General features: G+C 29.1%; 23 protein-coding genes. All 23 read left to right on the top strand.

The features are described 5' to 3' along the window. The 23 genes from ACHRVX_RS17070 (at window position 1) to ACHRVX_RS17180 (ending at window position 22,608) form a co-directional block, all read left to right on the top strand. On the top strand, window positions 1–822 hold the full coding sequence (locus ACHRVX_RS17070) for a glycosyltransferase (RefSeq protein WP_395334326.1): 822 nt from the start codon (window positions 1–3) through the stop codon (window positions 820–822). Further along, complete coding sequence (locus ACHRVX_RS17075) at window positions 823–1,719, top strand: NAD-dependent epimerase/dehydratase family protein (RefSeq protein WP_395334328.1); 897 nt, start codon at window positions 823–825, stop codon at window positions 1,717–1,719. A gap of 124 nt (window positions 1,720–1,843) precedes the next feature. Next, window positions 1,844–2,902 (top strand): EpsG family protein, encoded by a 1,059-nt coding sequence (locus ACHRVX_RS17080; RefSeq protein WP_395334331.1) that lies wholly within the window; start codon window positions 1,844–1,846, stop codon window positions 2,900–2,902. 73 nt (window positions 2,903–2,975) lie between these two features. Continuing rightward, a complete protein-coding gene (locus ACHRVX_RS17085) occupies window positions 2,976–3,941 on the top strand; it encodes a glycosyltransferase family 4 protein (protein WP_395334333.1) in 966 nt (321 codons plus the stop codon). Then, window positions 3,938–4,363 carry a WxcM-like domain-containing protein gene (locus ACHRVX_RS17090; protein ID WP_395334335.1) on the top strand — a complete coding sequence of 142 codons (426 nt, stop codon included), beginning with the start codon at window positions 3,938–3,940 and terminating at the stop codon, window positions 4,361–4,363. The genes ACHRVX_RS17085 and ACHRVX_RS17090 overlap by 4 nt, the downstream gene beginning before the upstream one ends. Beyond that, complete coding sequence (locus tag ACHRVX_RS17095; RefSeq protein WP_395334337.1) at window positions 4,356–5,492, top strand: DegT/DnrJ/EryC1/StrS family aminotransferase; 1,137 nt, start codon at window positions 4,356–4,358, stop codon at window positions 5,490–5,492. The genes ACHRVX_RS17090 and ACHRVX_RS17095 overlap by 8 nt, the downstream gene beginning before the upstream one ends. A gap of 28 nt (window positions 5,493–5,520) precedes the next feature. Further along, window positions 5,521–6,069: a dTDP-4-dehydrorhamnose 3,5-epimerase gene (gene rfbC, locus ACHRVX_RS17100; RefSeq protein ID WP_395334339.1), complete on the top strand. Its 549-nt coding sequence runs from the start codon at window positions 5,521–5,523 to the stop codon at window positions 6,067–6,069. Further along, window positions 6,069–6,914, top strand: coding sequence for a dTDP-4-dehydrorhamnose reductase (gene rfbD, locus ACHRVX_RS17105; protein WP_395334341.1), 846 nt, complete (start codon window positions 6,069–6,071; stop codon window positions 6,912–6,914). The genes rfbC and rfbD overlap by 1 nt, the downstream gene beginning before the upstream one ends. Before the next feature lie 68 nt (window positions 6,915–6,982). After that, window positions 6,983–7,867: a glucose-1-phosphate thymidylyltransferase RfbA gene (gene rfbA / locus ACHRVX_RS17110; protein ID WP_395334343.1), complete on the top strand. Its 885-nt coding sequence runs from the start codon at window positions 6,983–6,985 to the stop codon at window positions 7,865–7,867. A gap of 84 nt (window positions 7,868–7,951) precedes the next feature. Next, the gene (locus ACHRVX_RS17115) at window positions 7,952–9,919 is read left to right on the top strand and encodes a polysaccharide biosynthesis protein (protein WP_395334345.1); all 1,968 of its coding nucleotides are present in this window, start codon (window positions 7,952–7,954) and stop codon (window positions 9,917–9,919) included. 190 nt (window positions 9,920–10,109) lie between these two features. After that, window positions 10,110–10,976: an ABC transporter permease gene (locus tag ACHRVX_RS17120; protein ID WP_395334347.1), complete on the top strand. Its 867-nt coding sequence runs from the start codon at window positions 10,110–10,112 to the stop codon at window positions 10,974–10,976. Window positions 10,977–11,041: 65 nt separating this feature from the next. Continuing rightward, on the top strand, window positions 11,042–12,325 hold the full coding sequence (locus tag ACHRVX_RS17125; RefSeq protein ID WP_395334349.1) for an ABC transporter ATP-binding protein: 1,284 nt from the start codon (window positions 11,042–11,044) through the stop codon (window positions 12,323–12,325). A 3-nt stretch (window positions 12,326–12,328) separates the two neighbouring features. Continuing rightward, the gene (locus tag ACHRVX_RS17130) at window positions 12,329–13,312 is read left to right on the top strand and encodes a glycosyltransferase family 10 domain-containing protein (protein ID WP_395334351.1); all 984 of its coding nucleotides are present in this window, start codon (window positions 12,329–12,331) and stop codon (window positions 13,310–13,312) included. A gap of 10 nt (window positions 13,313–13,322) precedes the next feature. Next, window positions 13,323–14,006 (top strand): FkbM family methyltransferase, encoded by a 684-nt coding sequence (locus ACHRVX_RS17135; RefSeq protein WP_395334353.1) that lies wholly within the window; start codon window positions 13,323–13,325, stop codon window positions 14,004–14,006. After that, a complete protein-coding gene (locus ACHRVX_RS17140) occupies window positions 13,982–14,929 on the top strand; it encodes a GDP-L-fucose synthase family protein (RefSeq protein ID WP_395334355.1) in 948 nt (315 codons plus the stop codon). The genes ACHRVX_RS17135 and ACHRVX_RS17140 overlap by 25 nt, the downstream gene beginning before the upstream one ends. Continuing rightward, entirely contained in the window at window positions 14,929–16,107 is a 1,179-nt protein-coding gene (locus ACHRVX_RS17145; RefSeq protein ID WP_395334357.1) for a DegT/DnrJ/EryC1/StrS family aminotransferase, read from the top strand. Before ACHRVX_RS17140 ends, ACHRVX_RS17145 begins: the two co-directional genes overlap by 1 nt. Then, window positions 16,104–16,922, top strand: a complete 819-nt coding sequence (locus tag ACHRVX_RS17150) for an alpha-1,2-fucosyltransferase (RefSeq protein ID WP_395334359.1) — start codon at window positions 16,104–16,106, stop codon at window positions 16,920–16,922. The genes ACHRVX_RS17145 and ACHRVX_RS17150 overlap by 4 nt, the downstream gene beginning before the upstream one ends. A 3-nt stretch (window positions 16,923–16,925) precedes the next feature. Next, on the top strand, window positions 16,926–17,999 hold the full coding sequence (gene gmd / locus ACHRVX_RS17155; RefSeq protein ID WP_395334361.1) for a GDP-mannose 4,6-dehydratase: 1,074 nt from the start codon (window positions 16,926–16,928) through the stop codon (window positions 17,997–17,999). Then, window positions 17,999–19,027 (top strand): glycosyltransferase family 2 protein, encoded by a 1,029-nt coding sequence (locus ACHRVX_RS17160; RefSeq protein WP_395334363.1) that lies wholly within the window; start codon window positions 17,999–18,001, stop codon window positions 19,025–19,027. Before gmd ends, ACHRVX_RS17160 begins: the two co-directional genes overlap by 1 nt. After that, complete coding sequence (locus ACHRVX_RS17165) at window positions 19,024–19,860, top strand: glycosyltransferase family 2 protein (RefSeq protein ID WP_395334365.1); 837 nt, start codon at window positions 19,024–19,026, stop codon at window positions 19,858–19,860. Before ACHRVX_RS17160 ends, ACHRVX_RS17165 begins: the two co-directional genes overlap by 4 nt. A gap of 1 nt (window position 19,861) precedes the next feature. Further along, window positions 19,862–20,824: a glycosyltransferase family 2 protein gene (locus ACHRVX_RS17170; protein ID WP_395334367.1), complete on the top strand. Its 963-nt coding sequence runs from the start codon at window positions 19,862–19,864 to the stop codon at window positions 20,822–20,824. Further along, a complete protein-coding gene (locus ACHRVX_RS17175; RefSeq protein ID WP_395334369.1) occupies window positions 20,821–21,675 on the top strand; it encodes a glycosyltransferase family 2 protein in 855 nt (284 codons plus the stop codon). The genes ACHRVX_RS17170 and ACHRVX_RS17175 overlap by 4 nt, the downstream gene beginning before the upstream one ends. A gap of 18 nt (window positions 21,676–21,693) precedes the next feature. Beyond that, window positions 21,694–22,608 carry a glycosyltransferase family 2 protein gene (locus tag ACHRVX_RS17180; protein WP_395334371.1) on the top strand — a complete coding sequence of 305 codons (915 nt, stop codon included), beginning with the start codon at window positions 21,694–21,696 and terminating at the stop codon, window positions 22,606–22,608. The last annotated feature ends 11 nt before the right edge of the window (window positions 22,609–22,619 follow it).

The following is a 22,619-nucleotide window of genomic DNA, read 5'->3' on the forward strand; positions in this document are numbered from 1 at the left end:
ATGGAAAAATTAATTTCAGCTAGTATTGTCCTATATCAAACTAATACGGCAGAACTTAAGAAAACTATTCAAAGTCTTTTTCGCACAGAGCAGAAATTAGAACTTTACTTAATAGACAATTCGCCAACAAATGAGCTAAAAGTCTTTCAAGATTTTGATTCGAGAATAATTTATATACACAATCCTTTTAATCCTGGTTTTGGAGCAGCTCATAATATTGCTATTCAAAAATCGCTACAAAATTGTAGGAGATATCATTTCATTGTTAATCCGGATATATTTTTCGATTCAGATGTTATCTCATCAATGGTAGAATATATGAATAATGATTCTACAGTTGGAATGATGATGCCGCAGATTCTAAATTTAGACAGTACCATTCAAAGTCTACCTAAATTATTGCCTAATCCGCTGAGTATTTTATGGAGGAAGTTAAAAAGACCAGCTATATTTTACCAAAAATTTATTAATCGTTATGAATTACGGCAAGTTCCTCAAAATACCATTTATAATGCTCCTGTACTCTCAGGTTGCTTCACGTTGTTGAATTTGGAAGCAATAAAAAAAGTTGGGGTATATGATGATAATTTCTTTATGTATTTTGAAGATTGGGATTTATCAAGAAGAATGCATCAGCACTATAAAACGATATATTTTCCATTAGTTTCGGTTTATCATGGGTATGAATCTGGCGCTAACAAAAGTAGTAACTTATTTAAAATATTTATAAATTCTGCAATAACATATTTTAATAAATGGGGTTGGTTTTTTGATAGTGAAAGAAAGAAAATAAATAAGAAAACATTATCTCAATTTAAATAGATGAAAATAATTCTAACAGGTTTATCAGGATTTGTAGGTCAAAATCTGTCAACTTATCTATCAAGTTTTTCTTTTTTGATAGAAGGAATTTCATTGAGAAATTCAGACTGGAAAAATATTTTTGATGGTGACGTGATTATACATTTAGCAGGAAAAGCACATGATACAAAAAATACCAGCAATGCATCTGAATATTTTAAAGTAAATACGGATTTAACGAAAAGATTATTTGATGTTTTTTTGCAAAGTGAAATTCAAGATTTTATTTATTTTAGTAGTGTAAAAGCTGTTGCAGATGATGTTTTGGAGATTTTATATGAAGATATTGAACCTAACCCAAAAACTCCGTATGGACAATCAAAATTGCAGGCAGAAGAATATATTATGTCAAAACAAATCCCACAAGGTAAAAGAGTTTTTATTATTAGGCCATGTATGATTCATGGTCCTGGAAATAAAGGGAATTTGAATCTTCTTTATAATGTGGTCAAGAAAAAAATACCTTATCCTTTGGCAGCATTTGAGAATCAAAGATCATTTTTAGGGATAGATAATCTAAACTTTATGATTAGAGAAATTCTTGTAAACAAAGAAATTCCATCCGGAGTTTATAATTTTGCAGATGATGAGGTTTTATCAACAAATGAATTAGTTCAAATCATATCTTCTGTTTCAAACAAAAAAAATTTGTCCATTGTAATTCCTAAAGTAATTATAAATGGAATGGCAAAATTTGGCGATTTGATGAACTTTCCTTTAAATTCTGAAGTTGTTCAAAAGTTGACTGAAAATTATGCAGTATCTAATAAAAAAATTAAGGGAGCTTTAGGAATAGAAAAACTACCATATACAGTTAAAGAAGGATTAGAAAAAACAATAAAAAGCTTTATAAAATAAAATAATGAATAATTATTATTTGGTTTCTTGTTTATAATAATAGTATTATAAGTAGACTAAATTCAATCTATTGTGTTTTAAGCCAAGAATTATAATAGAAAAGATGTGAAAAATAAATAATATTATGGGATTTTATACTTTGTTATTGTTAATATTACTATCTCTATTATTTATTAGTCATAAGTATCCAAGTAGAGAAAAGAGTGTTAGTTTAACGATTTTGTTTATTTTGATTTTAATCGGAGGATTTAGAGATAGAATAGGTTTGGATTATGGTAATTATATTGGTTGGTATAATAATGGAACTAGGGATGATGGTTTTGAATTTGGTTTTTTAGCTATTATGAAAGTCTTTAGATTTTTGAATCTAGATTATAAATTTCTTTTTTTCTTTTTTTCTTTTTTTACTTACTTGTTCACTTATTTAGCAATTAGAAAATATACTGAAAAAAGTAGCATCTCTTTGGCACTTTATTTTTTGATTCCAGTTTTATTTTTGTGTTCATTTATGTATATAAGGCAATGTTTGTCTGTTGCAGTTGCTTTTTATGCTTTTGCTTTTTTGTTAGATAAAAAATATATTATTTATTTTCTATGGATGGTTGTAGGGGTTTCATTTCATTATAGTTGTTTAATACCATTCGTAGCTTTTTTTGTGATTCACAGATGGGGACATTCGATAAAAAATTACCATTTGTATATGTTGATAGGAATCTCATTTATCATGTCCAGAATTGGGATTATCGATTTGATAAGTTTGTTTCTTAAAGATTCTCATTATCTATATTATGTCTCTAGTAAAGCGATTCCAGTTCCTTTGTTAAAGTTGTTGGTTATTAATGTAATGGGGCTTCTTATAATAAATTATTTTAGCAAAAAAGGCTTTCAATATAATTATCAAAGATATTTGTTATTACTCTATGTGTGTTCTATTCTTTTTTTAAATATATTTTCGGAATCTAGAGACTTAACAAGAATCTATATTTATTTCAGAATATTTGAAGTGATTCTTGTTGCTGATATCATACGTTATGGTTTGGATAACAGGAAACTTATCCTTATTGGTTTTATGTGTTGCTTTTATATTCTTCCTTATTACAGAGCTCTAGAAATTGATAGTGAGAGTTCACTAAAAGATGAATTTAAATTTATACCATATAAATCTTTATTATTAAAAGAGTAGAAATAATGACAGCTTTACTATACATGTAGCTATAATTTAAATTGATAATTTCTGAAATAAAAAAAATAAAATAATGCAATACACAATACTTGGAATTCTTTTAATGATTATGATGTTACTTTATTTTAAAGTAGCAGATCGCTTTAACATTGTCGATAAGCCTAACGAAAGAAGTTCCCACAGTGAAGTTACGTTAAGAGGTGGAGGTATCATTTTTTGGTTTGCAGCTTTATTATATTTTGTGCAACACATTGAGAGTAATTATTTTTTCTTTACCGGAATTACATTAGTTAGTTTGGTTAGTTTTTGGGATGATATTCAAAGTTTATCCAATAAAATCCGAATTTCAATTCACTTTTTATCTATTTCTTTGATTTTTTATGATTTAGGAGTTTTTGATTTCATGCCGCTATACGGAGTTATTATCACTTATATCCTGGCAATAGGGTTAATTAATGCTTATAACTTCATGGATGGTATTAACGGAATAACTGGCTTATACACTCTTGTAGTAATGGGTTCACTACTATTTGTTAATAAAAATATTCAATTTTTTATTGATGCTGTTTTAATAAAATATGCAATGATTGCCAGTTTGGTTTTCTTGTTTTTTAATTATAGAAAAAGAGCAAAATGTTTTGCTGGAGATATAGGTAGTATTGCGATTGCTTTTTGGGTTATTTATTTGGTTTTAAAGCTTATTTTGCTAACAAATTCACTTGTATGGCTTTTATTTTTAGCTGTATATGGAGTTGATGCAATTTGCACTATTATACATCGTCTGTATCTAAAACAAAATATTTTTCAGGCACATCGTCTGCATTTATATCAGGTTCTGAGTAACGAATATAAAATTCAGCATAGATTAGTGTCCTTATATTATGCTATAGCTCAGATATTAGTTTCAGCTTTAGTTGTATTTTTATATCACAAAGTTCAAGATGTATTATTGTTTGTAATTGTAATAACACCTTTACTTTTGATATATTCTTTTAAGTTTTATTTGTTAAACAAAAACAATTTAAAATTAAATTCATGATTCCTAAAATAATCAATGGAGGAAGTTTTTCAGATCATCGCGGAACTATTTCGTTTGTAAATGATTTTAGTTTTAAGGATATAGAAAGATTTTATATTATAAGTAATTCTGATGAAAACCCAATTCGTGCCTGGCAGGGTCATAAATTAGATGCTAAGAATTTTTATTGTTTAAATGGATCATTCAAAATTCATTTTGTTCAAATTGATAATTGGGATAGCCCATCTAAAAATTTAATTATAAAGACGGTAATTATTTCTGCAAACGATAGTAAAATTCTTCATATTCCGGCAGGATATGCGAATGCAGTTGAATCTTTGGAAAGCAACTCAAAATTAATTTCATTTTCTACTTTGCCGTTATCAAGTATTGAAGATGATGATGTACGTTATGCATCAGATTATTGGAAAATAAATGCCTAAACCAATTTATTTGTCACTTTCGCAACAAAGCGGTTTTGAACAAGAATATGTTCAAAAAGCCTTGGAAACAAATTGGATAACTTCTGGAGGACCAAATGTAGATGATTTTGAAAATGTTTTAGAAAATTATCTTAAAGAGCAATCATTTGTTACAGCTTTAAATTCAGGTACATCGGCAATTCATTTAGCTCTAATTTTATTAGGAGTTGAAACAGGGGATGAAGTTATTTGTCAAAGTTTGACTTTTTCAGCATCAGCAAATCCTATTTTATATCAACGAGCAATTCCTGTTTTTGTAGATAGTGAACCAGATACTTGGAATATATGTCCGGAGCAATTAGAAATTGCTATTAAAGATCGAATTGAAAAAGGTAAAAATCCTAAAGCAATCATTACGGTTCATTTATACGGGAATCCGTATAAAGTTGATGAAATACACGCAATTGCAAATAAATATAATATTCCAATTATAGAAGACAGTGCCGAAGCTCTTGGGAGTTCATATAAAGGGAAAAAATGCGGGACATTTGGAATATTTGGAATTCTTTCGTTTAATGGAAATAAAATAATCACCACTTCCAGCGGAGGTGCATTAATTACGAATTCATATGATTTAAAAGAAAAAGCTATTTTTTATGCTACGCAGTCAAAAGACGAGGCGGTGCATTACCAACACAGCGAAATTGGCTACAATTATAGAATGAGTAATATTTGCGCAGGAGTAGGTCTGGGACAGATTAAGGTTTTAGAGAAAAATGTACTTGCCCGTAGAGACAATCATTTTTTTTATAAAGAAGTGTTTAAAGACATACGAAATGTAAAACTTTTTGAAGTTTTGAATGAAGATTATTATTCGAATTATTGGTTAAATACTATTTTAATTGAACCAAATAAAGATAAAGAGATTGGTCGCGAAAGTTTAAGATTAGCATTTAAAAACCAAAATATTGAAACACGTCCACTTTGGAAACCGATGCATCTGCAGCCAATTTTTGAAAAATATCCTTATTATGGAAATCAAATAGCCCAAGATTTATTTGAAAAAGGATTATGTTTACCGTCAGGTTCCAATTTAACAATTGAGGATAAAAATAGAATTAGGGAAGTAATTAAAATCTTCTTTAACTAAGATAAAATAAATAAGAGTTGTATTTAATATGAAAATTGAAGAAACATTTATAAAAGATTTAGTAGTTGTAGAACCTACAGTTTTTGGAGATGAAAGAGGTTATTTTTTTGAATCATACAGCAAAACTAAATTTGAAGATTTAGGAATCGATATAGATTTCGTTCAAGATAATCAATCTTTTTCTAAAAAAGGGACATTGAGAGGTTTACATTATCAAAACCCTCCTTTTGCCCAAACAAAATTAGTTCGTGTTTTAGAAGGTGAGATTATTGATGTTGCAGTAGATTTAAGAAAAGATTCACCTACTTACGGGAAATCATTTAGTGTTTTATTATCAGCAGACAATAAAAAACAATTATTAGTTCCACAAGGTTTTGCTCATGGATTTTCAGTTATTAGCGAAACAGCCTCTGTAATGTATAAATGTGACCAGTTTTACAATAAAGCTTCAGAGGGCGGAATTAAATTTGATGATCCATCTCTTAATATCGATTGGGGAATGGATATAAAGGAAGCAATTGTTTCTGAAAAAGACCAAATACTTCCCTTTATTGACAATTGTAACAGTTTATTTTAATGGAAAGAATTCTTGTAACAGGAGCAAATGGTCAATTAGGATCTGAACTTGCGGTTTTATCATCAAATTATCCGCAATATGATTGGATATTTGCTGATAGAAATAAAATCACTTTAGATGATTTAGAGGTGCTTAAAATTCAATTAGAAGATATTCAACCAAATATAATTTTTAATTGTGGTGCGTATACAGCAGTTGATAAGGCTGAAGCAGAAAAAGAATTGGCTTTTACTGTAAATCACCTGGCAGTAGAATTAATTGCAAACTATAGTGCAGAAAACAATGTAAAATTAATTCATATATCTACAGACTACGTTTTTGACGGATCATCTTCAACTGCTTTAAATGAAGATGAAGAAACAAATCCTATAAATGTCTATGGAGCTAGTAAAAGAGCGGGTGAAATTGCCTGTTTGAGCGAAAATCCAAATTCAATTATAATAAGAACTTCTTGGGTATATAGTAAATTTGGAAACAATTTTGTCAAAACCATGCAACGATTGATGCAGGATAAAGACAGTATAAATGTTGTAAATGATCAAATTGGTTCACCAACATATGCAGCTGATTTAGCACAGGCAATGATTACCATTTTAGAATCATCAAGTTGGATTCCTGGGATTTACAATTATTCAAATGAAGGAGAAATAAGTTGGTATGAATTTGCGTTGAGTATAAAGGAAATTGGAGAATATAATTGTAATGTTGGCGGAATACCATCAGCATCATACCCAACTCCTGCAAAGCGTCCGGAATTTTCGTTATTAGATAAGAAGAAAATAAAGACTATCTATGATTTGGATATTCCAAATTATAAAGAGAGTTTAAAAAAAATGTTTATATAAGTAAAGATGATTTAATTTAGTATTTCGCATAGATGAAATCTAAAATTTAATATCTAAAATAAAAATTTATGAAAGGAATTATTTTAGCTGGAGGTTCTGGTACTCGTTTACATCCATTAACACTTGCTATGAGTAAGCAAATGATGCCGGTTTATGATAAGCCAATGATTTATTATCCATTATCAACGTTGATGATGTCGGGTATAAATGAAATATTAATTATCTCAACTCCTCATGACTTGCCTAATTTTAAAAAATTATTAGGAGATGGTTCTACTTTAGGTTGTAAATTCAGCTATGCAGAACAAGCGATTCCTAACGGACTGGCACAAGCATTTGTTATTGGAGAAGAATTTATTGGTAATGATGATGTAGCGTTAATATTAGGAGACAATATATTCTTTGGATCTAATATGCAAGAGCTTTTAAAATCAAATACTAACCCAGTTGGCGGAGTTGTCTTTGCTTATCATGTTTCTGATCCTGAACGATATGGTGTGGTTGAATTTGATAAAAATTACAAAGCAATTTCTATTGAAGAAAAACCAACTGAACCTAAATCAAGTTATGCAGTTCCAGGATTGTATTTTTACGATAATTCGGTTGTTGAAATTGCTAAAAATATTAAACCAAGCGCTCGTGGTGAATATGAAATTACAGATGTAAATAAAGTCTATCTGGAAAGAGAGGCATTAAAAGTTGGTATTTTAAGCAGAGGTACAGCCTGGCTTGACACCGGAACTTTTAATAGTTTAATGCAAGCAGGACAATTTGTACAGGTTCTTGAAGAAAGACAAGGATTAAAAGTAGGTTGTATTGAAGAAATTGCCTGGAGACAAGGATTTATAAATGACTCTCAACTTGAGGAACTTGCCCTGCCTTTGGTAAAATCAGGATACGGCAGCTATTTGATTGAATTTTTAAAACAGAAGAAAAAAGGGATTAAAATCTAAATTGTATCAAGAAATAATTTTTTAAAACCTTTAATTTGTACTTTTGTAAGTCATGTAAGGTTTACAAAATCAAATAATACCAAATTGGATACAGATAAACAAACTAAAATAGTCTCTTTGTTGCATAATTTTTTCTCTCCAAGGAATCTAAGAAGCAGCATTAATAATCTTAGCTATTTGCCGAGATGGATCATTATTGCAATAGATGTAATGGTTCTGATTTTCTCATTCACATTTACTTATATGTTGTTTGAAGGAACAGCATTAGGATATATCATCACTTCACATCAGTTTTATTTTGTCACAAGTTTAATTGTTATAAATGTATTTTTCTTCTGGCTCTTTAGGACTTATTCAGGAATTATTCGTCACTCATCCTATATTGATGCTATAAAACTGTTGTTTTCCCAAATGTCGGTTTTAGTATTTTTTCTATTTTTCAATTTAGTTTTTGAATTATATACCGGACATAAAGCATTTTTAAATACGGCACTTTTTATTAATTTAGTTTTATCGTTTTGTGGTTTGTTTTTGTACCGCGTTGTAGTAAAACAAACTTTTGAATTATATTTTTCAGAAAAAACGAATTCTAAGTTAATCAGAACCGTAATTTATGGAACAGATGCTAATGCTATTTCGGTTGCAAATGCGTTAAAGTTTGAAACTCCTTCCCGATTTAAAATAGTTGGTTTTGTAGATAAAAATAATCAGAATGCATCTAAACGAATGTTAGACTTGCCAATTTTGATTTTAAGAAAAAAATTACCTGCTCTAATGCGTTCTGTAGCTGCAGAAGGAGTCATTATAGCAGATAAAAGCTTATCTAAAGAAGAACAATTAATTATTGTCGATCAATGTTTAGAATTCAATTACAGAGTATATACGGTTCCTTTAATTTCGGATTGGGAAAATCAAAAAGAAATTTCTCAAAAAGTAAAAAATATTCAAATTGAAGATTTATTAGAAAGAAAACCTATTGTTCTTGATAGTAAATCAATTTCAAAACAATTAAAAGATAAAACGATTCTTATTACAGGCGCTGCCGGATCAATAGGAAGCGAAATAGTAAGACAGGTTTTAGGATTTAATCCTAAAATGGTCATTATACTGGACCATGCCGAAACACCACTTCATAATTTGTGTTTAGAAACTTTAACGTTAAATTCTGAATCAAAAATTGTTGCAGTAATTGCAGATGTAAGAAGTAAAAAAGCATTAGAAAAAGTTTTTAAAAATTACAGTCCACATGTTGTTTTTCATGCCGCCGCTTATAAACATGTCCCTTTGATGGAAGAAAATCCGTCACAAGCAATTCAGACAAATATTAAAGGCACTAAAAATTTAGCTGATTTATCCTGTAAATACCATGTCAAGAAATTTGTTATGGTGTCGACCGATAAAGCGGTTAATCCTAGTAATGTAATGGGAGCCAGTAAACGAATTGCAGAGAAATATGTGCAATCTTTATTCTTGAAGAATCAGAGAGCAAATATTGAAGGCGCTACAAAATTTATTACAACACGTTTTGGAAATGTTTTAGGATCTAACGGTTCAGTTGTTCCTTTGTTTACGAAACAAATTGCCGAAGGAGGACCAGTCACTATTACTCATCAGGATATTATTCGCTACTTTATGACTATTCCTGAAGCTTGTCAATTAGTTCTTGAAGCTGGGGCAATGGGTAATGGAGGTGAGATTTATATTTTTGATATGGGTAAACCAGTCAAAATAATTGACCTTGCTAAAAAAATGATTAAGTTGGCAGGTTTTATTCCGGATAAGGAAATAAAAATAAAAATTGTTGGACTACGACCTGGTGAGAAATTATATGAAGAATTATTAAATGATACTTCTAAAACTTTACCAACGCATCATAATAAAATCATGATCGCTCAGGAAATCCAGGACGAATATGAGAATTTGCACATTGAGATCGATGAGCTTATTGGTATCGCTGATTTCTATGAAAATGATGATATAGTAACTAAAATGAAAAAAATTGTTCCGGAATTTAAAAGTATGAATTCTACTTTTGAAATTTTAGATAAGTAGTTTCTTATGATAAATTGAACTTTGATTTCAAAATATATTAAAAAGGTGTTTTTTTATAAAACGCCTTTTTGCTTTTTAAATATTTTTTAAACGATTAAAAATCTTGTTAATAAAAACAAGAAGCTATGTAATAAATGGCAAAATCTAATTTTAAAAATAAATCATTACAATTTGATTGTAATTATATAAAATGAACGACAACAATAGCCCCAATGATTGGTTGTTTGAAATAACACCTAAAAATAAATTTTTCACATTAAACTTAAAAGAAGTTTGGCAATATAGAGATTTGCTATTTCTTTTTGTAAAACGAGATGTTATTACAGTTTATAAACAAACTGTTTTAGGGCCGCTTTGGTATCTAATTCAGCCTTTATTTACTTCTGTTACATTTACAATAATATTCAATAACGTTGCAGGAATTGATACAGGAACAGTTCCTCCATTTTTATTTAATCTGGCAGGAATCACAGTCTGGAATTACTTCACAGCCTGTTTAACCGGAACATCAGATACGTTCAAGGCGAATGCCGCAATTTTTGGAAAAGTTTACTTTCCCAGAATTATTACGCCACTATCAGTAGTAATATCTAATCTCGTAAAATTCGGAATTCAATTTTTAATTTTTATTGGATTCTATATCTTCTATTACTTTCAGGATGCTGATTTAAGTTTAAACAGCTTAATTTTATTTTTCCCTATTTTGATTGTAATAATGGGAATATTAGGACTGGGATTAGGAATGCTTATTTCAGCAACAGTAACAAAATATCGTGATTTTAGTCATTTAATTAGTTTTGGTATACAATTGTTAATGTATTTGTCTGCGGTAATGTATCCTATGGAATTAATCAAAGATAAATTACCAAGTTACGGATGGCTTGTTGAATATAATCCATTAGCCTACATTATAGAAACAGCTCGTTACATGCTTTTAAATGTTGGAGAAGTTTCGTTTTTAGGACTAACTTATACTTTTATCGTAACTATTATAGTATTTTTTATTGGACTTCTATTTTTTAATAAAACAGAAAAAAGTTTTATAGATACGGTATAAAAATTATTTAATAAAAGTAATTTCAAGTTTCGATAACCTACTATTCATAATTTATTAATCTACCATTGAAAAAGGATATAATATTAAAAGCAGAAAACATTTCTAAACAATATCGTTTAGGGCAAGTAGGTACAGGTACTTTAAGTCATGACATCAATCGTTGGTGGCATAAAATTAGAGGTAAAGAAAATCCATATTTAAAAATTGGAGATACAAATGATCGTTCAACTAAAGGAATATCAGATTATGTTTGGGCTTTGCAGGATATAAATTTTGAAGTGGAACGTGGAGAAGTTTTAGGAATTATAGGTAAAAATGGAGCAGGAAAATCTACTTTATTAAAAATACTTTCAAAAGTAACCGCTCCAACTACAGGAAGTATAAAATCCCGTGGACGTATTGCTTCGCTTTTAGAAGTTGGTACAGGATTTAATGGAGAAATGACCGGAAGAGAGAATGTTTTCCTAAACGGTGCAATTCTTGGAATGACAAAGAAAGAGATCACATCAAAACTTAATGAGATCATTGAATTTTCTGGTTGTGAACGTTATATAGATACACCGGTTAAAAGATATAGTTCAGGAATGACCGTTCGTTTAGCTTTTGCAGTAGCGGCCTTTTTAGAACCTGAAATTTTGGTCATCGATGAGGTTCTTGCTGTAGGTGATGCAGAGTTTCAGAAAAAAGCAATTGGTAAAATGCAGGATATATCACGTGAAGGAGGCAGAACAGTATTGTTTGTTAGTCACAATATGGCAGCTGTAAAAAGTTTATGTACCAGGGGAATTGTACTTGAAAATGGAACTATTAAATTTAATGGCGATATTGAAGAAGCTTTAGATGTTTATTTAAGTAATGATAATTATACGGAGCATTCAATTATTTTTGATGAAAACACAAAAAGAGATGGCTCTGGAAATATGGAGTTTCTATCACTTGAAATCAGAAATCAGAATAATAAATTAAGTAATGAATTTTCGATTGGAGATGATTTGAGTATTAGGTTTAAATTGAAAAATAATTCGAGCGAAACCAGATCCGAAGTAGGAATTCAAATAAAATCTTCAGATGAAATGCCTATATTTCATATTATGGGAAGAGATTCAAATTTTGTATTAAACCATAATTCTGTAATAGAAGAATTTGAAATAAACATAAAAGATATTAGACTTTTTCCTGGTGTATATACAATTAGCTTAACTAGTAATAATACTACAGGACATCAAATGTTTGACAGTATAGAAAATGCACTGTCTTTTCAAATTATGGACGGAGGTAAATACACAATAAGAAATTTGCCAAGAGCGGCAGGTCTTTTCTTTTTAAATCCAGAATGGAAAAAATTGTAAGCAATGAAAATCGTTAAACTAACATTTAATTACGATTGGCCAATTTTTAGGCAAACTCCAAATTTCTCACAGATTTGGGGAGATTATAAGTTTATTATTGACGATAATTTAAAAGAATGTGATTTTTGGATTGTATATACGGATTATAAAATACTAACAGAAACTGTAAAATGTAATCCTGAAAATGTGATTTTTATTCCAGGCGAATGTTACAATACAAGCCCTAAATTTGCTCAAAATTTTTTAAATCAATTTGGTGCTATTATCACTGTACAAAGAGAAATAAGACATAAAAATATTATTTATTCTCATAATGCAAATCCATGGTTTATTGGTAAATCATTTGATGAACTAAATTCTTTGATTACTCCGGTAAAAACTAAATTAATTTCGGTTGTTTCATCTAATAAGGCATTTACAGAAGGTCATAGAAAAAGAATTGATTTTGTAAAAAAACTAAAAGAATATTTTGGAGATCAATTAGATGTTTATGGAAGAGGTATAGTTGATTTTGAAGATAAATGGGATGTTTTGGCTGATTATAAATATTCTATAGCAATAGAAAATGATTATTGTGAAGATTGGGTTACAGAAAAATTTTTTGATTGTTTATATACTCATACTTTGCCATTTTATTATGGTTGCCCCAATTTAGAAAGTATAGTTAATAAAGAGTCTTTTATACGAATTGATATAAACGATTTTGAATCAAGTGTGAAAATAATTGAGGATGCTATCAAACAAAATCAGTTTGATAAAAGATTAGAACTACTTAAAAAAGAATCAATAGAAAGCCTTAATCGAGATAATTTCTTTCCATTTTTAGTGACTATATTAGATAAAATACACACTGCTAAAGAGAGAAAAATAAATTTTAGATTAAAAAAAAATGAAGAATATTTTTTAAAATTAAAATTAAAAAAAATAATGGAAAAAATCATTAATAAATTAATAAAGGGGACTATTTTAAAGAAAAAATATAATTAAAAAAAACTAAATGATCTCAAGAATAAAAAAAGCAATAAAAATTCTCATAAATTATGATAATAAAAAGGCTGTAATTCATCCTAATGATTTGTTACAACATAATAGAGTTAAACCTTGGTTTGCTGTAAAAGGAGATCAAACACTTAGACTAGATTACGATTTAAATTCTGATTCTGTAGTTTTTGATGTTGGAGGCTATAAAGGAGAATTTGCGGCAGATATTTTATGTAAATATGATTCAAATATTTTTATTTTTGAACCGATCAAAGATTTTTTCGGAATTATAAAAAATAAATTTATAAAGAATAAAAAGGTCCATGCCTTCAATTTTGGATTGGCTGGTGCAGATGCTGATTTACAAATAAGCCTTTCAGATAATTCATCATCTATTTATTTAAAAACGGAAAGCAATGAAAGAATCCAATTAAAATCAATAGTTGAATTTTTGAAGGCGAACAATATTCAGGAAGTTGATTTAATCAAAATTAATATTGAAGGTGGTGAGTATGAGCTTTTAGAATCACTTATAGCTAATGATTGTATTAGTATCTTTAAAAATATTCAGGTTCAATTTCATGATTTTTTATTTGAAAATGCAAAAGATAGAATGAATCAAATTCAAAATAATCTTTTCAAGACTCACAAGTTAACATATCAATACGAATTTGTATGGGAGAATTGGGAAAGGGTATAAATAAAAACGCCAAAATATATATTACAGGTCATACAGGAATGTTAGGCAGTATAACTTTGAATTTTTTTAAAGAAAATGGTTATTCTAATATTATAACTACAACTCACAAAACTTTAGATTTAATTAATCAACAAGAAGTTGATGATTTTTTTGATAGAGAAAAACCAGAATATGTAATTCATATTGCAGCTAAAGTGGGCGGTATTAAGGCAAACATTGATAATCCCGCAATTTTCTTGTATGATAATCTGATGATGCAATCTAATATCATAAATTCTTCTTATAAACATGGTGTAAAAAAGTTTGTATTTATTGCAAGTTCATGCATATATCCGGCAGCTTCCCCACAGCCTATGAAAGAAGAATATCTTTTAGATGGAAAACCGGAGCCAACAAATGAAGGATATGCAGTTGCTAAAATTGCAGGAATTAAATTATTAGAAAGCTATAATAAACAATATGGTTTTAATGGAATTAGTTTAATTCCGAGTAATTTATACGGCCCTAACGATACATTTGACCTAAATCACGCTCATGTTTTGTCATCATTAGTTAAAAGATTTACAGATGCTAAAAATGAGAATGCGGCATCCCTCACTTTATGGGGAACCGGAATTGCACGAAGAGAATTTTTGCATGTAGAGGATTTTTCGAAAGCAATTTTATATTTTTTTGAAAATTATAATTCTCCCGATTTTATAAATGTAGGTCCAGGAACAGATATTAGTATAAAAGAATTAGCCGAGTTGATTTCGTCTAAAGTAGGATATTCGGGCGAAATTTTGTGGGACGAAACTAAGCCAAATGGTATGCTCAAAAAATGCATGGACGTATCGAAGATGCTAAATGAAGGATTTATACCAAATAAAGCATTAGAAACAGGAATTGAAGAGGTAATAAAAAGTTATAAAAATAAGCAGTAATGAAAATACCCTTAATGCGAAAAGCATTTCTTAAAGAAGAAGAAACAAAAAAAGCCTTGGCTGATTTTATTCTTAACGCAGATAGATTAAGCATGGACATTGAGTGTAAAAAATTTGAAAACAAATTTGCTCAGTATCAAAAGTGTAAACATGCTGTGTTATTTAATAGCGGAGGCAGCGCAAATTTGGCAATGCTACAGGCATTAAAAAATTTAGGAAAATTAAAAGATGGCGATAAAGTAGCATTTTCAGCATTAACATGGTCGACTAACACAATGCCTATTATTCAGTTAGGCATGGTTCCCGTAGCACTTGATTGTGAGCCGGACACATTAAACACTATGTCTTACCATCTTATTGAAAGATTAAAAACCACAGATTTACAGGCGCTTTTTATAACAAATATTTTAGGTTTTACAGGAGATATTGATGTTATAAAACAAATTTGTAATGAAAAAAATATTATTCTAATTGAAGACAATTGTGAATCATTAGGAACTGAATTACCTGATGGAGTTACAGGAAATTTTGGAGTAGGAGGAAGTTTTTCTTTTTTTGTTGCACATCATATGTCAACAATCGAAGGAGGAATGGTTTGCACCAGCGATGATGATTTTGCCGAAATGCTTAGAATTGTAAGAGCAAATGGGTGGGATAGAAATCTGGATACGGAACAACAGCAAAAATGGAGATCAAAATTTGGTATTGAATCTGAATTTCAGGCAAAATATACCTTCTATGATTTAGGTTACAATTTTAGACCTACAGAAATTACTGGTTTTCTGGGGCAATATCAAATGCAATTTTTAGAAGAAAATATCAGTAAACGAGAACAAAATTATTTAAGAATAGAAAATGTTTTAAAAGATAATCCGGATTTTATACATCTTAAACACGATCATATTAACAGATTGTCAACGTTTGCTTTTCCATTTGTATGCAAAACTCCGGAATTAAGAAAACATTACTTAGAGAACTTTACTAAGGCAGGAGTAGAAATTAGACCTATGATAGCAGGAAATATGCAGGAACAGCCTTTTTATAAAAAGTATGTAACAGAATTATATGAAATGCCTGGTGCAGATATGATGCATGCAAATGGGTTTTATTGCGGAAATTATCCTGAACTTCTTGAAGAAGATTTACTAATTATCGAGAATTTACTAAAAAATAGATGATTGTAGTTCAGTTAATTGGAGGTTTAGGGAATCAGTTATTTCAATATGCTGTAGCGAAATCATTAGCTATAGAAACAAAACAGCAACTATTTATTGATGTATCGCAATTTGAAACTTATAAGCTGCATAATTATGCATTGAATCATTTTAATATTGTTGCTGCAGTTTACAAGCAGGAAAATAAATATCTAAGAAAAATAAAGAGTTTTTATAAAAAAAATAATTTCTATAAAGAAGTTGATTTTGGCTATAATCCAAATATAACCACATTAAAAGGAAATATATTTTTAGAAGGATATTTTCAATCCGAAAAATATTTTTTAAAGTATCAGGAAGAAGTCCGAAATGATTTTGAATTGGTTACACCATTAAAAAAAATAACTCAGGATACTATTAAAAAAATTGAATCAGTAAATTCTGTTTCAATTCATATTCGAAGAGGAGATTATTTAAACAATCCTTTACACAATACAAGCAAAGAAGAATATTATAAAAAGGCCCTAGAAATTATCGAAAGTAAAGTCAAAGACCCCGTTTTTTTTATTTTTTCTGATGACATTGATTGGGTAAAATTAAATTTTTCGACGAATAAAGAAACAATTTATATTGATTTTAATGATGCTTTAACGAATTTTGAGGACTTAAAGTTAATGGCTTCCTGTAAACATAATATTATTGCAAATAGCAGCTTTAGCTGGTGGGGCGCATGGCTTAATAAAAATCCTGATAAAATTGTTGTTGCGCCAAAACTTTGGTTTAATGACGATTCCATAAATACTACTGATATAATCCCGACAAATTGGGTTAAAATATAAAAAATGAAAAAGGCATTAATAACTGGAGTGACTGGACAAGATGGTGCTTATTTAGCCGAATTCTTATTAGAGAAAGGTTACGAAGTACACGGTGTAAAAAGAAGAGCATCATCATTTAATACACAACGTATTGATCATTTATTTAGAGATCTTCATGAAGATAATGTGAGATTCATTCTTCATTACGGAGATTTGTCAGATGCAACAAATTTAATAAGGATTATACAGGAAGTACAGCCGGACGAGATATATAACCTAGGGGCAATGTCTCATGTCAAAGTAAGTTTTGATACTCCTGAATATGTTGCCAATGTTGATGGATTAGGGGCAATGAGATTATTAGAAGCCGTGAGAATTTTGGGTCTTGCAGAAAAAACCAGAATTTACCAGGCATCAACTTCAGAGCTTTATGGCTTAGTGCAGGAAGTACCGCAAAACGAAAAAACTCCATTTTATCCCCGTTCACCATATGGCGTAGCAAAAATTTATGCCTATTGGATTACAGTAAATTACAGAGAGGCATATAATATGTTTGCCTGTAACGGAATTTTATTTAATCATGAGTCACCTTTAAGAGGTGAAACATTTGTTACCCGAAAAATTACAATGGCTGTGGCCAAAATAGCGTTAGGTTTACAAGATGTTTTATACATAGGCAATTTAAATTCTCAAAGAGATTGGGGACATGCAAAAGATTATATTGAGGCAATGTGGTTAATCCTGCAACAGGATAAACCTGATGATTTTGTAATTTCTACCGGTAAAACAACTCATGTTAGAGAATTTGTTCGAATGGCATTTTTAGAATGTGGTATTGAATTAGATTTTGTGGGAGAAAATGAAAATGAAATTGGAAAAATTAAATCTTGTTCTAATCCTCAATATCAAATTGAAATAGGAACAGAAGTTGTAAAAGTTGATCCAACCTATTACAGACCAACAGAGGTCGATTTATTAATAGGAGATTCTACTAAAGCAAGAACTGTTTTAGGATGGGAACCCAAATTTGATTTAGCTGATATCGTAAAACAAATGGTTGCGGCAGACGTAGAATTATTTGAAAAGGAAAAAAAATAATGTCTTCCATTCCTAAAATAACAGTTTTAATGCCTGTCTATAATTGCGAACTTTATATAAAAGAAGCAGTAGACAGTATTTTAAATCAAACGTTCCCGGATTTTGAGTTTATAATTATTGACGATGCATCTTCAGATGCAACAGTATCAATTATAAAAGCTTATGACGATCCAAGAATTAAATTAATACAAAAACCAAAAAATTCTGGTTACACCAATAGTTTAAATCACGGGCTTACTATTGCTAAAGGAGAATATATTGCCAGAATGGATGGTGATGATATAAGTTTACCGGAACGCTTTGCAAAACAAGTAGATTTTTTAGATGCAAATAATGACATTGCTTTATGTGGAACATTATATCAAATAATTGGAACAGAAAAAATTTGTAATCATCCAGTAATACATGACGAAATTAAAGTAAAGTTAATTTTAGGTTGCTATATTGCGCACCCAACTGTAATGTTTGTGAAATCTAAATTTGATCAATATAAGCTTGAGTATGATTCTAATATGGAACCAGCAGAAGATTATGAATTATGGTCACGGCTGGTTTTTTTAGAAAAAATCGCAAATATTAATGAAGTCTTGCTTTTGTATAGAGTCCATCCTCAACAAGCTTCTATAGTTCGAAACGAAAAACAAAATAGAGTTGCTCAAGAAATTAGAATAAACATGTTACGAAAGGTAATTCCTTCGCTTGATAAAGAACTTTATTTTTTTGATTTAAAAAGACAAGATTCAAATTTGAAATCTATTTTGGAAAAATTAAATGAAAAAGTAAATTTATTAAATTCTTTAATAGTCGTAAATAAACAAAAAAAAATTTATGAAAATAATATGTTTCTTCAAGTTATAAATGAGGAAAAGAAAAGTTTTTATAGTTCTTTTCAAAATAGGTCATTTATATATTCTATTGGTGATTTTATTAATATTTTGATTAAACATCCAGATTTCTTTAAAAATATTGGATTTATCAGAACAGCTAAATTTATTGTTAAATCCGTATTTTATAAAAAGAATAAATGAAAAGATACATAATAATAATCTTTGATTTACTAGGAATAAAATTAACTGTAAGAGAGTATTATAGATGGGCTAAATTTGAATATAATCAATTAATTAATCTTTTCAATATAACTGTAATTAAGCAAAAAATTGATTACAAATCAATTCCAATTATTATTATTAGTTTTAACCAACTATTTTATTTAAAAAAGCTGATAGATTTTTTAAAGTCACGCAATTATAAAAATATTATAATAATCGATAATAATTCTACGTATCAACCTCTGATACAGTACTTTAATGAAATTGATACAAGTTTAACCATTCATAGATTAAAAGTTAATTATGGTCATTTGGTCTTTTGGCAAGTTAAAGAATTATTTGAGAAATATTCTAAGGGCTATTATGTTATAACAGATGCTGACATTAATCCATTAGAAGAATGTCCTGAAGATTTTTTATTGTATTTTAAAAAAATCCTCGATCAAAATCGTAAAATAACTAAAGTAGGTTTTAGCTTGAAAATTGATGATATTCCCGAAACTAATATTAATAGAGAAAAAATAATAAAATGGGAAAGTAAGTTTTGGAAGGATAAAGATAATGATGGTAATTTTATAGCTGACCTTGATACTACATTTGCTTTATATAGACCTAAATATGATCTTCAAGAGCATGGTTTTTATACTGCCCGAAGAACAAAAAATCCGTATGTGGCAAAACATGGAGGATGGTACATTAATAATAGAAATTTAACAGAAGAGCAAAAATTTTATTTCCAACATTGTAATGAATCAAGTTCTTGGAGAATAGATGAGAATGGAAATGTTAATAAGAAAATCTATCTTAAATAAAATGATTGCGATCGTAATACCTTATTACAAGTTGGAGTTTTTTGAATCTGCTTTACAATCATTAAAAAACCAAACAGATAAAAGATTTACTGTATATATTGGAGATGATGCAAGTCCTGAAAATCCAATGTTTTTATTAGATAAATTTAAAGCAGATTTTCAATTTCACTATCATCGTTTTGATAAAAATGCTGGAGGAAATTCATTAGTAAAACAATGGGAACGCTGTATTGATCTTACTAAAAATGAAGAATGGATTATGATTTTAGGTGATGATGACGTTATTAGTGATAATGTTATTGAAGAATTTTATTATACTCAGGAAGAAATCACAAAGCATAATGTAGATGTAGTTAGATTCTCTACAAAAGTAATAGATGAAAATGGCGACTCTATATCTGATAAATTCGAACATCCGGTTTTAGAAACAGCGCAAGAATTCCTGGCAAGGAAATTTTCTAAAAAAACAAGAAGTTCCTTAAGTGAATATTTATTCAAAAAAGAAAAGGTTAAGCAAGAAAAATTTAAAGATTTACCTCTTGCCTGGCATTCTGATGATTTGGCTGTTTTAGAGTTTTCCACACCTAATTTTATTTATTCCATAAACAACGCTCATCTTTCAATTAGAGTTTCAAGTTTAAGTATAACTGGAGATTCCAGCACTAACGATCGGAAAAATTGGGCTACTTTTGAATTTTGTAAAATACTCTTTTCAAAATATAATGCCTTGTTTACAAAACTTCAAAAGAAGATGATTTTAGGAAAACTAGAAGTTGCATTTTTAAATATCCCAACTTTTAAAAATTACAAAACAGTAATTGCATATCATTTTAAACAAATAAGTTTATGGTCTGCACTAAATTTTCAGTTGCGTTTAATAAAATATCGTTTAATTTTGCTCTTAAAAAAACTCAATATTTTCCAGGCTGTTTACTCAGCGTATGCTAAAATATTCACTAAATGAAAAACTTTTTTTTAGTTATTCCAACAAGAGACAGATTAGAATGTCTTTCTGATTTATTATTAGATTTAAATGCTTTCGAGAAAAATATTTCGCAAGTAATTATAGTCGATCAAAGTCAGCTTGACATACAAGCAGATATTGAGAAATTACCATTGAATTACAATTTTACCTTTGTTAAAAATGGAAGAGAAAATTCAGTAAATCATTCTAGAAATCAAGCGTTAAAATATTATAAAGAAGAGGAATGGCTATTTTTTCTGGATGATGACTTAAGAATTCCTAATATTGCATTTGAGCAAATTATAGAAGTTTTAAAACCCAATATTATCGATGTTTTAATTCCCGGAATTCAATTTGAAGGTATGGAAACAGCAGAGTTTAAGTATCAAACCATTTTAGATACTATTGCAAAACCAGGTAATTTTTCAAAATCAAGGTTTCGATTACAAGTATGTTCTGGTTTAAATATTGTAAAAAAAGATGTTTTTAAAGAAGCAGGTTTTTTGTTTGATGAAAATTTTACAATTTGGGGCGATGACTGGGATTACGGAATGCGTTTGCTACAAGCCGGAGCAAATATTTACTTTCAGCCTAAAATTTTAGTCGAACATTTGCAGGTTTCAATTGGCGGGCAAAGAGACAAAGCAAAAACATTAAATCTCGAATTAGAAAAAGAAAAGCTTTATTTTTATTTCCTTAAAAAGCATTTTTCTAAAACAGTAGTAAAGCAGCAATATTATATAAAGATTTTTCAATCAATTAAAATGTTTTTTTCTGATGGTAGAATTTCAAATTTATTGATTTCATATAAAGGTTATAAAAGAATGCTTAAAATGAAGTCCAATGATTAATCAGGTCAAAATGTTTTTATGGATAAAAATCAAATAACTTTTTCAATTTTAATAGCTACAAAAAATCGCAAGGAGGATTTGGTTGTTACATTGAACAAAATAAATTATTTATTACAAGCCAAAGATGTAGAATGTGTGATTATCGACGATGGATCTACTGATGGTACTTTTGAAAGAATAAAAAAAGATTTTCCAAGAGTTAAAATTTATCGTAATGAACTATCGAAAGGATATCTTTATTGTCGAAATAAAATGCTTAATGAAACCCAGGCAAAATTTGCTGTTTCATTAGATGATGATGCACATTTTATTACTCAGAATCCATTACAGCTTATTCACAATCATTTTGATACAAACGAAGAATGTGGTTTGATAGGACTTCGTATTTTTTGGGGATTAGAAGAACCAGCCGAATTTACATCTAAAGAAAAATCACAAAGAGTAAAAGGATTTGTGGGTTGTGGACATGTATGGAGAATGAGTGCATGGAAAGATATTCCTAATTATCCGGAATGGTTTGAGTTTTATGGCGAAGAAGATTTTGCTTCAATGCAATTGTTCAAAAAAAACTGGGAAGTTCATTATTTTCCGGAAGTTTTAGTGAATCACAGAGTGAATGTTAGAGCAAGGAAAAAAAATGCCGATTATGCCATTAGATTACAAAGGTCACTAAGAGCGGGCTGGTATTTGTATTTTTTGTTTTTACCAGTAAAATTAATTCCAAGAAAAATGACCTATTCTATTTGGATGCAGTTAAAAGTAAAAGTGTTTAAAGGAGATTTTAAAGCATTAAAAGCATTGGTTCTTGCAGGTTTTGACTTAATTTTCTCCATTCCTAAAATTATAAAAAATAAAAACAGATTTGATAATCAGGAGTTTTCTGAATTTCAAAAGCTTAATGATACTAGGATATATTGGCAACCAGAAAAATAATAATATTATAA

Origin of the sequence: Flavobacterium sp. FlaQc-47, from assembly GCF_044006475.1 — a bacterium.
Lineage (GTDB): Bacteria > Bacteroidota > Bacteroidia > Flavobacteriales > Flavobacteriaceae > Flavobacterium.

Excerpts from the sequence above, each read along its gene's own strand:
- ACHRVX_RS17135 (WP_395334353.1), top strand. The coding sequence starts at position 13,323 with ATGATCTCAAGAATAAAAAAAGCAATAAAAATTCTCATAAATTATGAT.
- ACHRVX_RS17175 (WP_395334369.1), top strand. The coding sequence starts at position 20,821 with ATGAAAAACTTTTTTTTAGTTATTCCAACAAGAGACAGATTAGAATGT.
- ACHRVX_RS17085 (WP_395334333.1), top strand. The coding sequence starts at position 2,976 with ATGCAATACACAATACTTGGAATTCTTTTAATGATTATGATGTTACTT.
- ACHRVX_RS17150 (WP_395334359.1), top strand. The coding sequence starts at position 16,104 with ATGATTGTAGTTCAGTTAATTGGAGGTTTAGGGAATCAGTTATTTCAA.
- ACHRVX_RS17070 (WP_395334326.1), top strand. The coding sequence starts at position 1 with ATGGAAAAATTAATTTCAGCTAGTATTGTCCTATATCAAACTAATACG.
- rfbA (WP_395334343.1), top strand. The coding sequence starts at position 6,983 with ATGAAAGGAATTATTTTAGCTGGAGGTTCTGGTACTCGTTTACATCCA.
- ACHRVX_RS17140 (WP_395334355.1), top strand. The coding sequence starts at position 13,982 with ATGGGAGAATTGGGAAAGGGTATAAATAAAAACGCCAAAATATATATT.
- ACHRVX_RS17095 (WP_395334337.1), top strand. The coding sequence starts at position 4,356 with ATGCCTAAACCAATTTATTTGTCACTTTCGCAACAAAGCGGTTTTGAA.
- gmd (WP_395334361.1), top strand. The coding sequence starts at position 16,926 with ATGAAAAAGGCATTAATAACTGGAGTGACTGGACAAGATGGTGCTTAT.
- ACHRVX_RS17145 (WP_395334357.1), top strand. The coding sequence starts at position 14,929 with ATGAAAATACCCTTAATGCGAAAAGCATTTCTTAAAGAAGAAGAAACA.
- rfbC (WP_395334339.1), top strand. The coding sequence starts at position 5,521 with ATGAAAATTGAAGAAACATTTATAAAAGATTTAGTAGTTGTAGAACCT.
- ACHRVX_RS17120 (WP_395334347.1), top strand. The coding sequence starts at position 10,110 with ATGAACGACAACAATAGCCCCAATGATTGGTTGTTTGAAATAACACCT.
- ACHRVX_RS17160 (WP_395334363.1), top strand. The coding sequence starts at position 17,999 with ATGTCTTCCATTCCTAAAATAACAGTTTTAATGCCTGTCTATAATTGC.
- ACHRVX_RS17080 (WP_395334331.1), top strand. The coding sequence starts at position 1,844 with ATGGGATTTTATACTTTGTTATTGTTAATATTACTATCTCTATTATTT.
- ACHRVX_RS17075 (WP_395334328.1), top strand. The coding sequence starts at position 823 with ATGAAAATAATTCTAACAGGTTTATCAGGATTTGTAGGTCAAAATCTG.
- ACHRVX_RS17170 (WP_395334367.1), top strand. The coding sequence starts at position 19,862 with ATGATTGCGATCGTAATACCTTATTACAAGTTGGAGTTTTTTGAATCT.
- rfbD (WP_395334341.1), top strand. The coding sequence starts at position 6,069 with ATGGAAAGAATTCTTGTAACAGGAGCAAATGGTCAATTAGGATCTGAA.
- ACHRVX_RS17090 (WP_395334335.1), top strand. The coding sequence starts at position 3,938 with ATGATTCCTAAAATAATCAATGGAGGAAGTTTTTCAGATCATCGCGGA.
- ACHRVX_RS17130 (WP_395334351.1), top strand. The coding sequence starts at position 12,329 with ATGAAAATCGTTAAACTAACATTTAATTACGATTGGCCAATTTTTAGG.
- ACHRVX_RS17180 (WP_395334371.1), top strand. The coding sequence starts at position 21,694 with ATGGATAAAAATCAAATAACTTTTTCAATTTTAATAGCTACAAAAAAT.
- ACHRVX_RS17165 (WP_395334365.1), top strand. The coding sequence starts at position 19,024 with ATGAAAAGATACATAATAATAATCTTTGATTTACTAGGAATAAAATTA.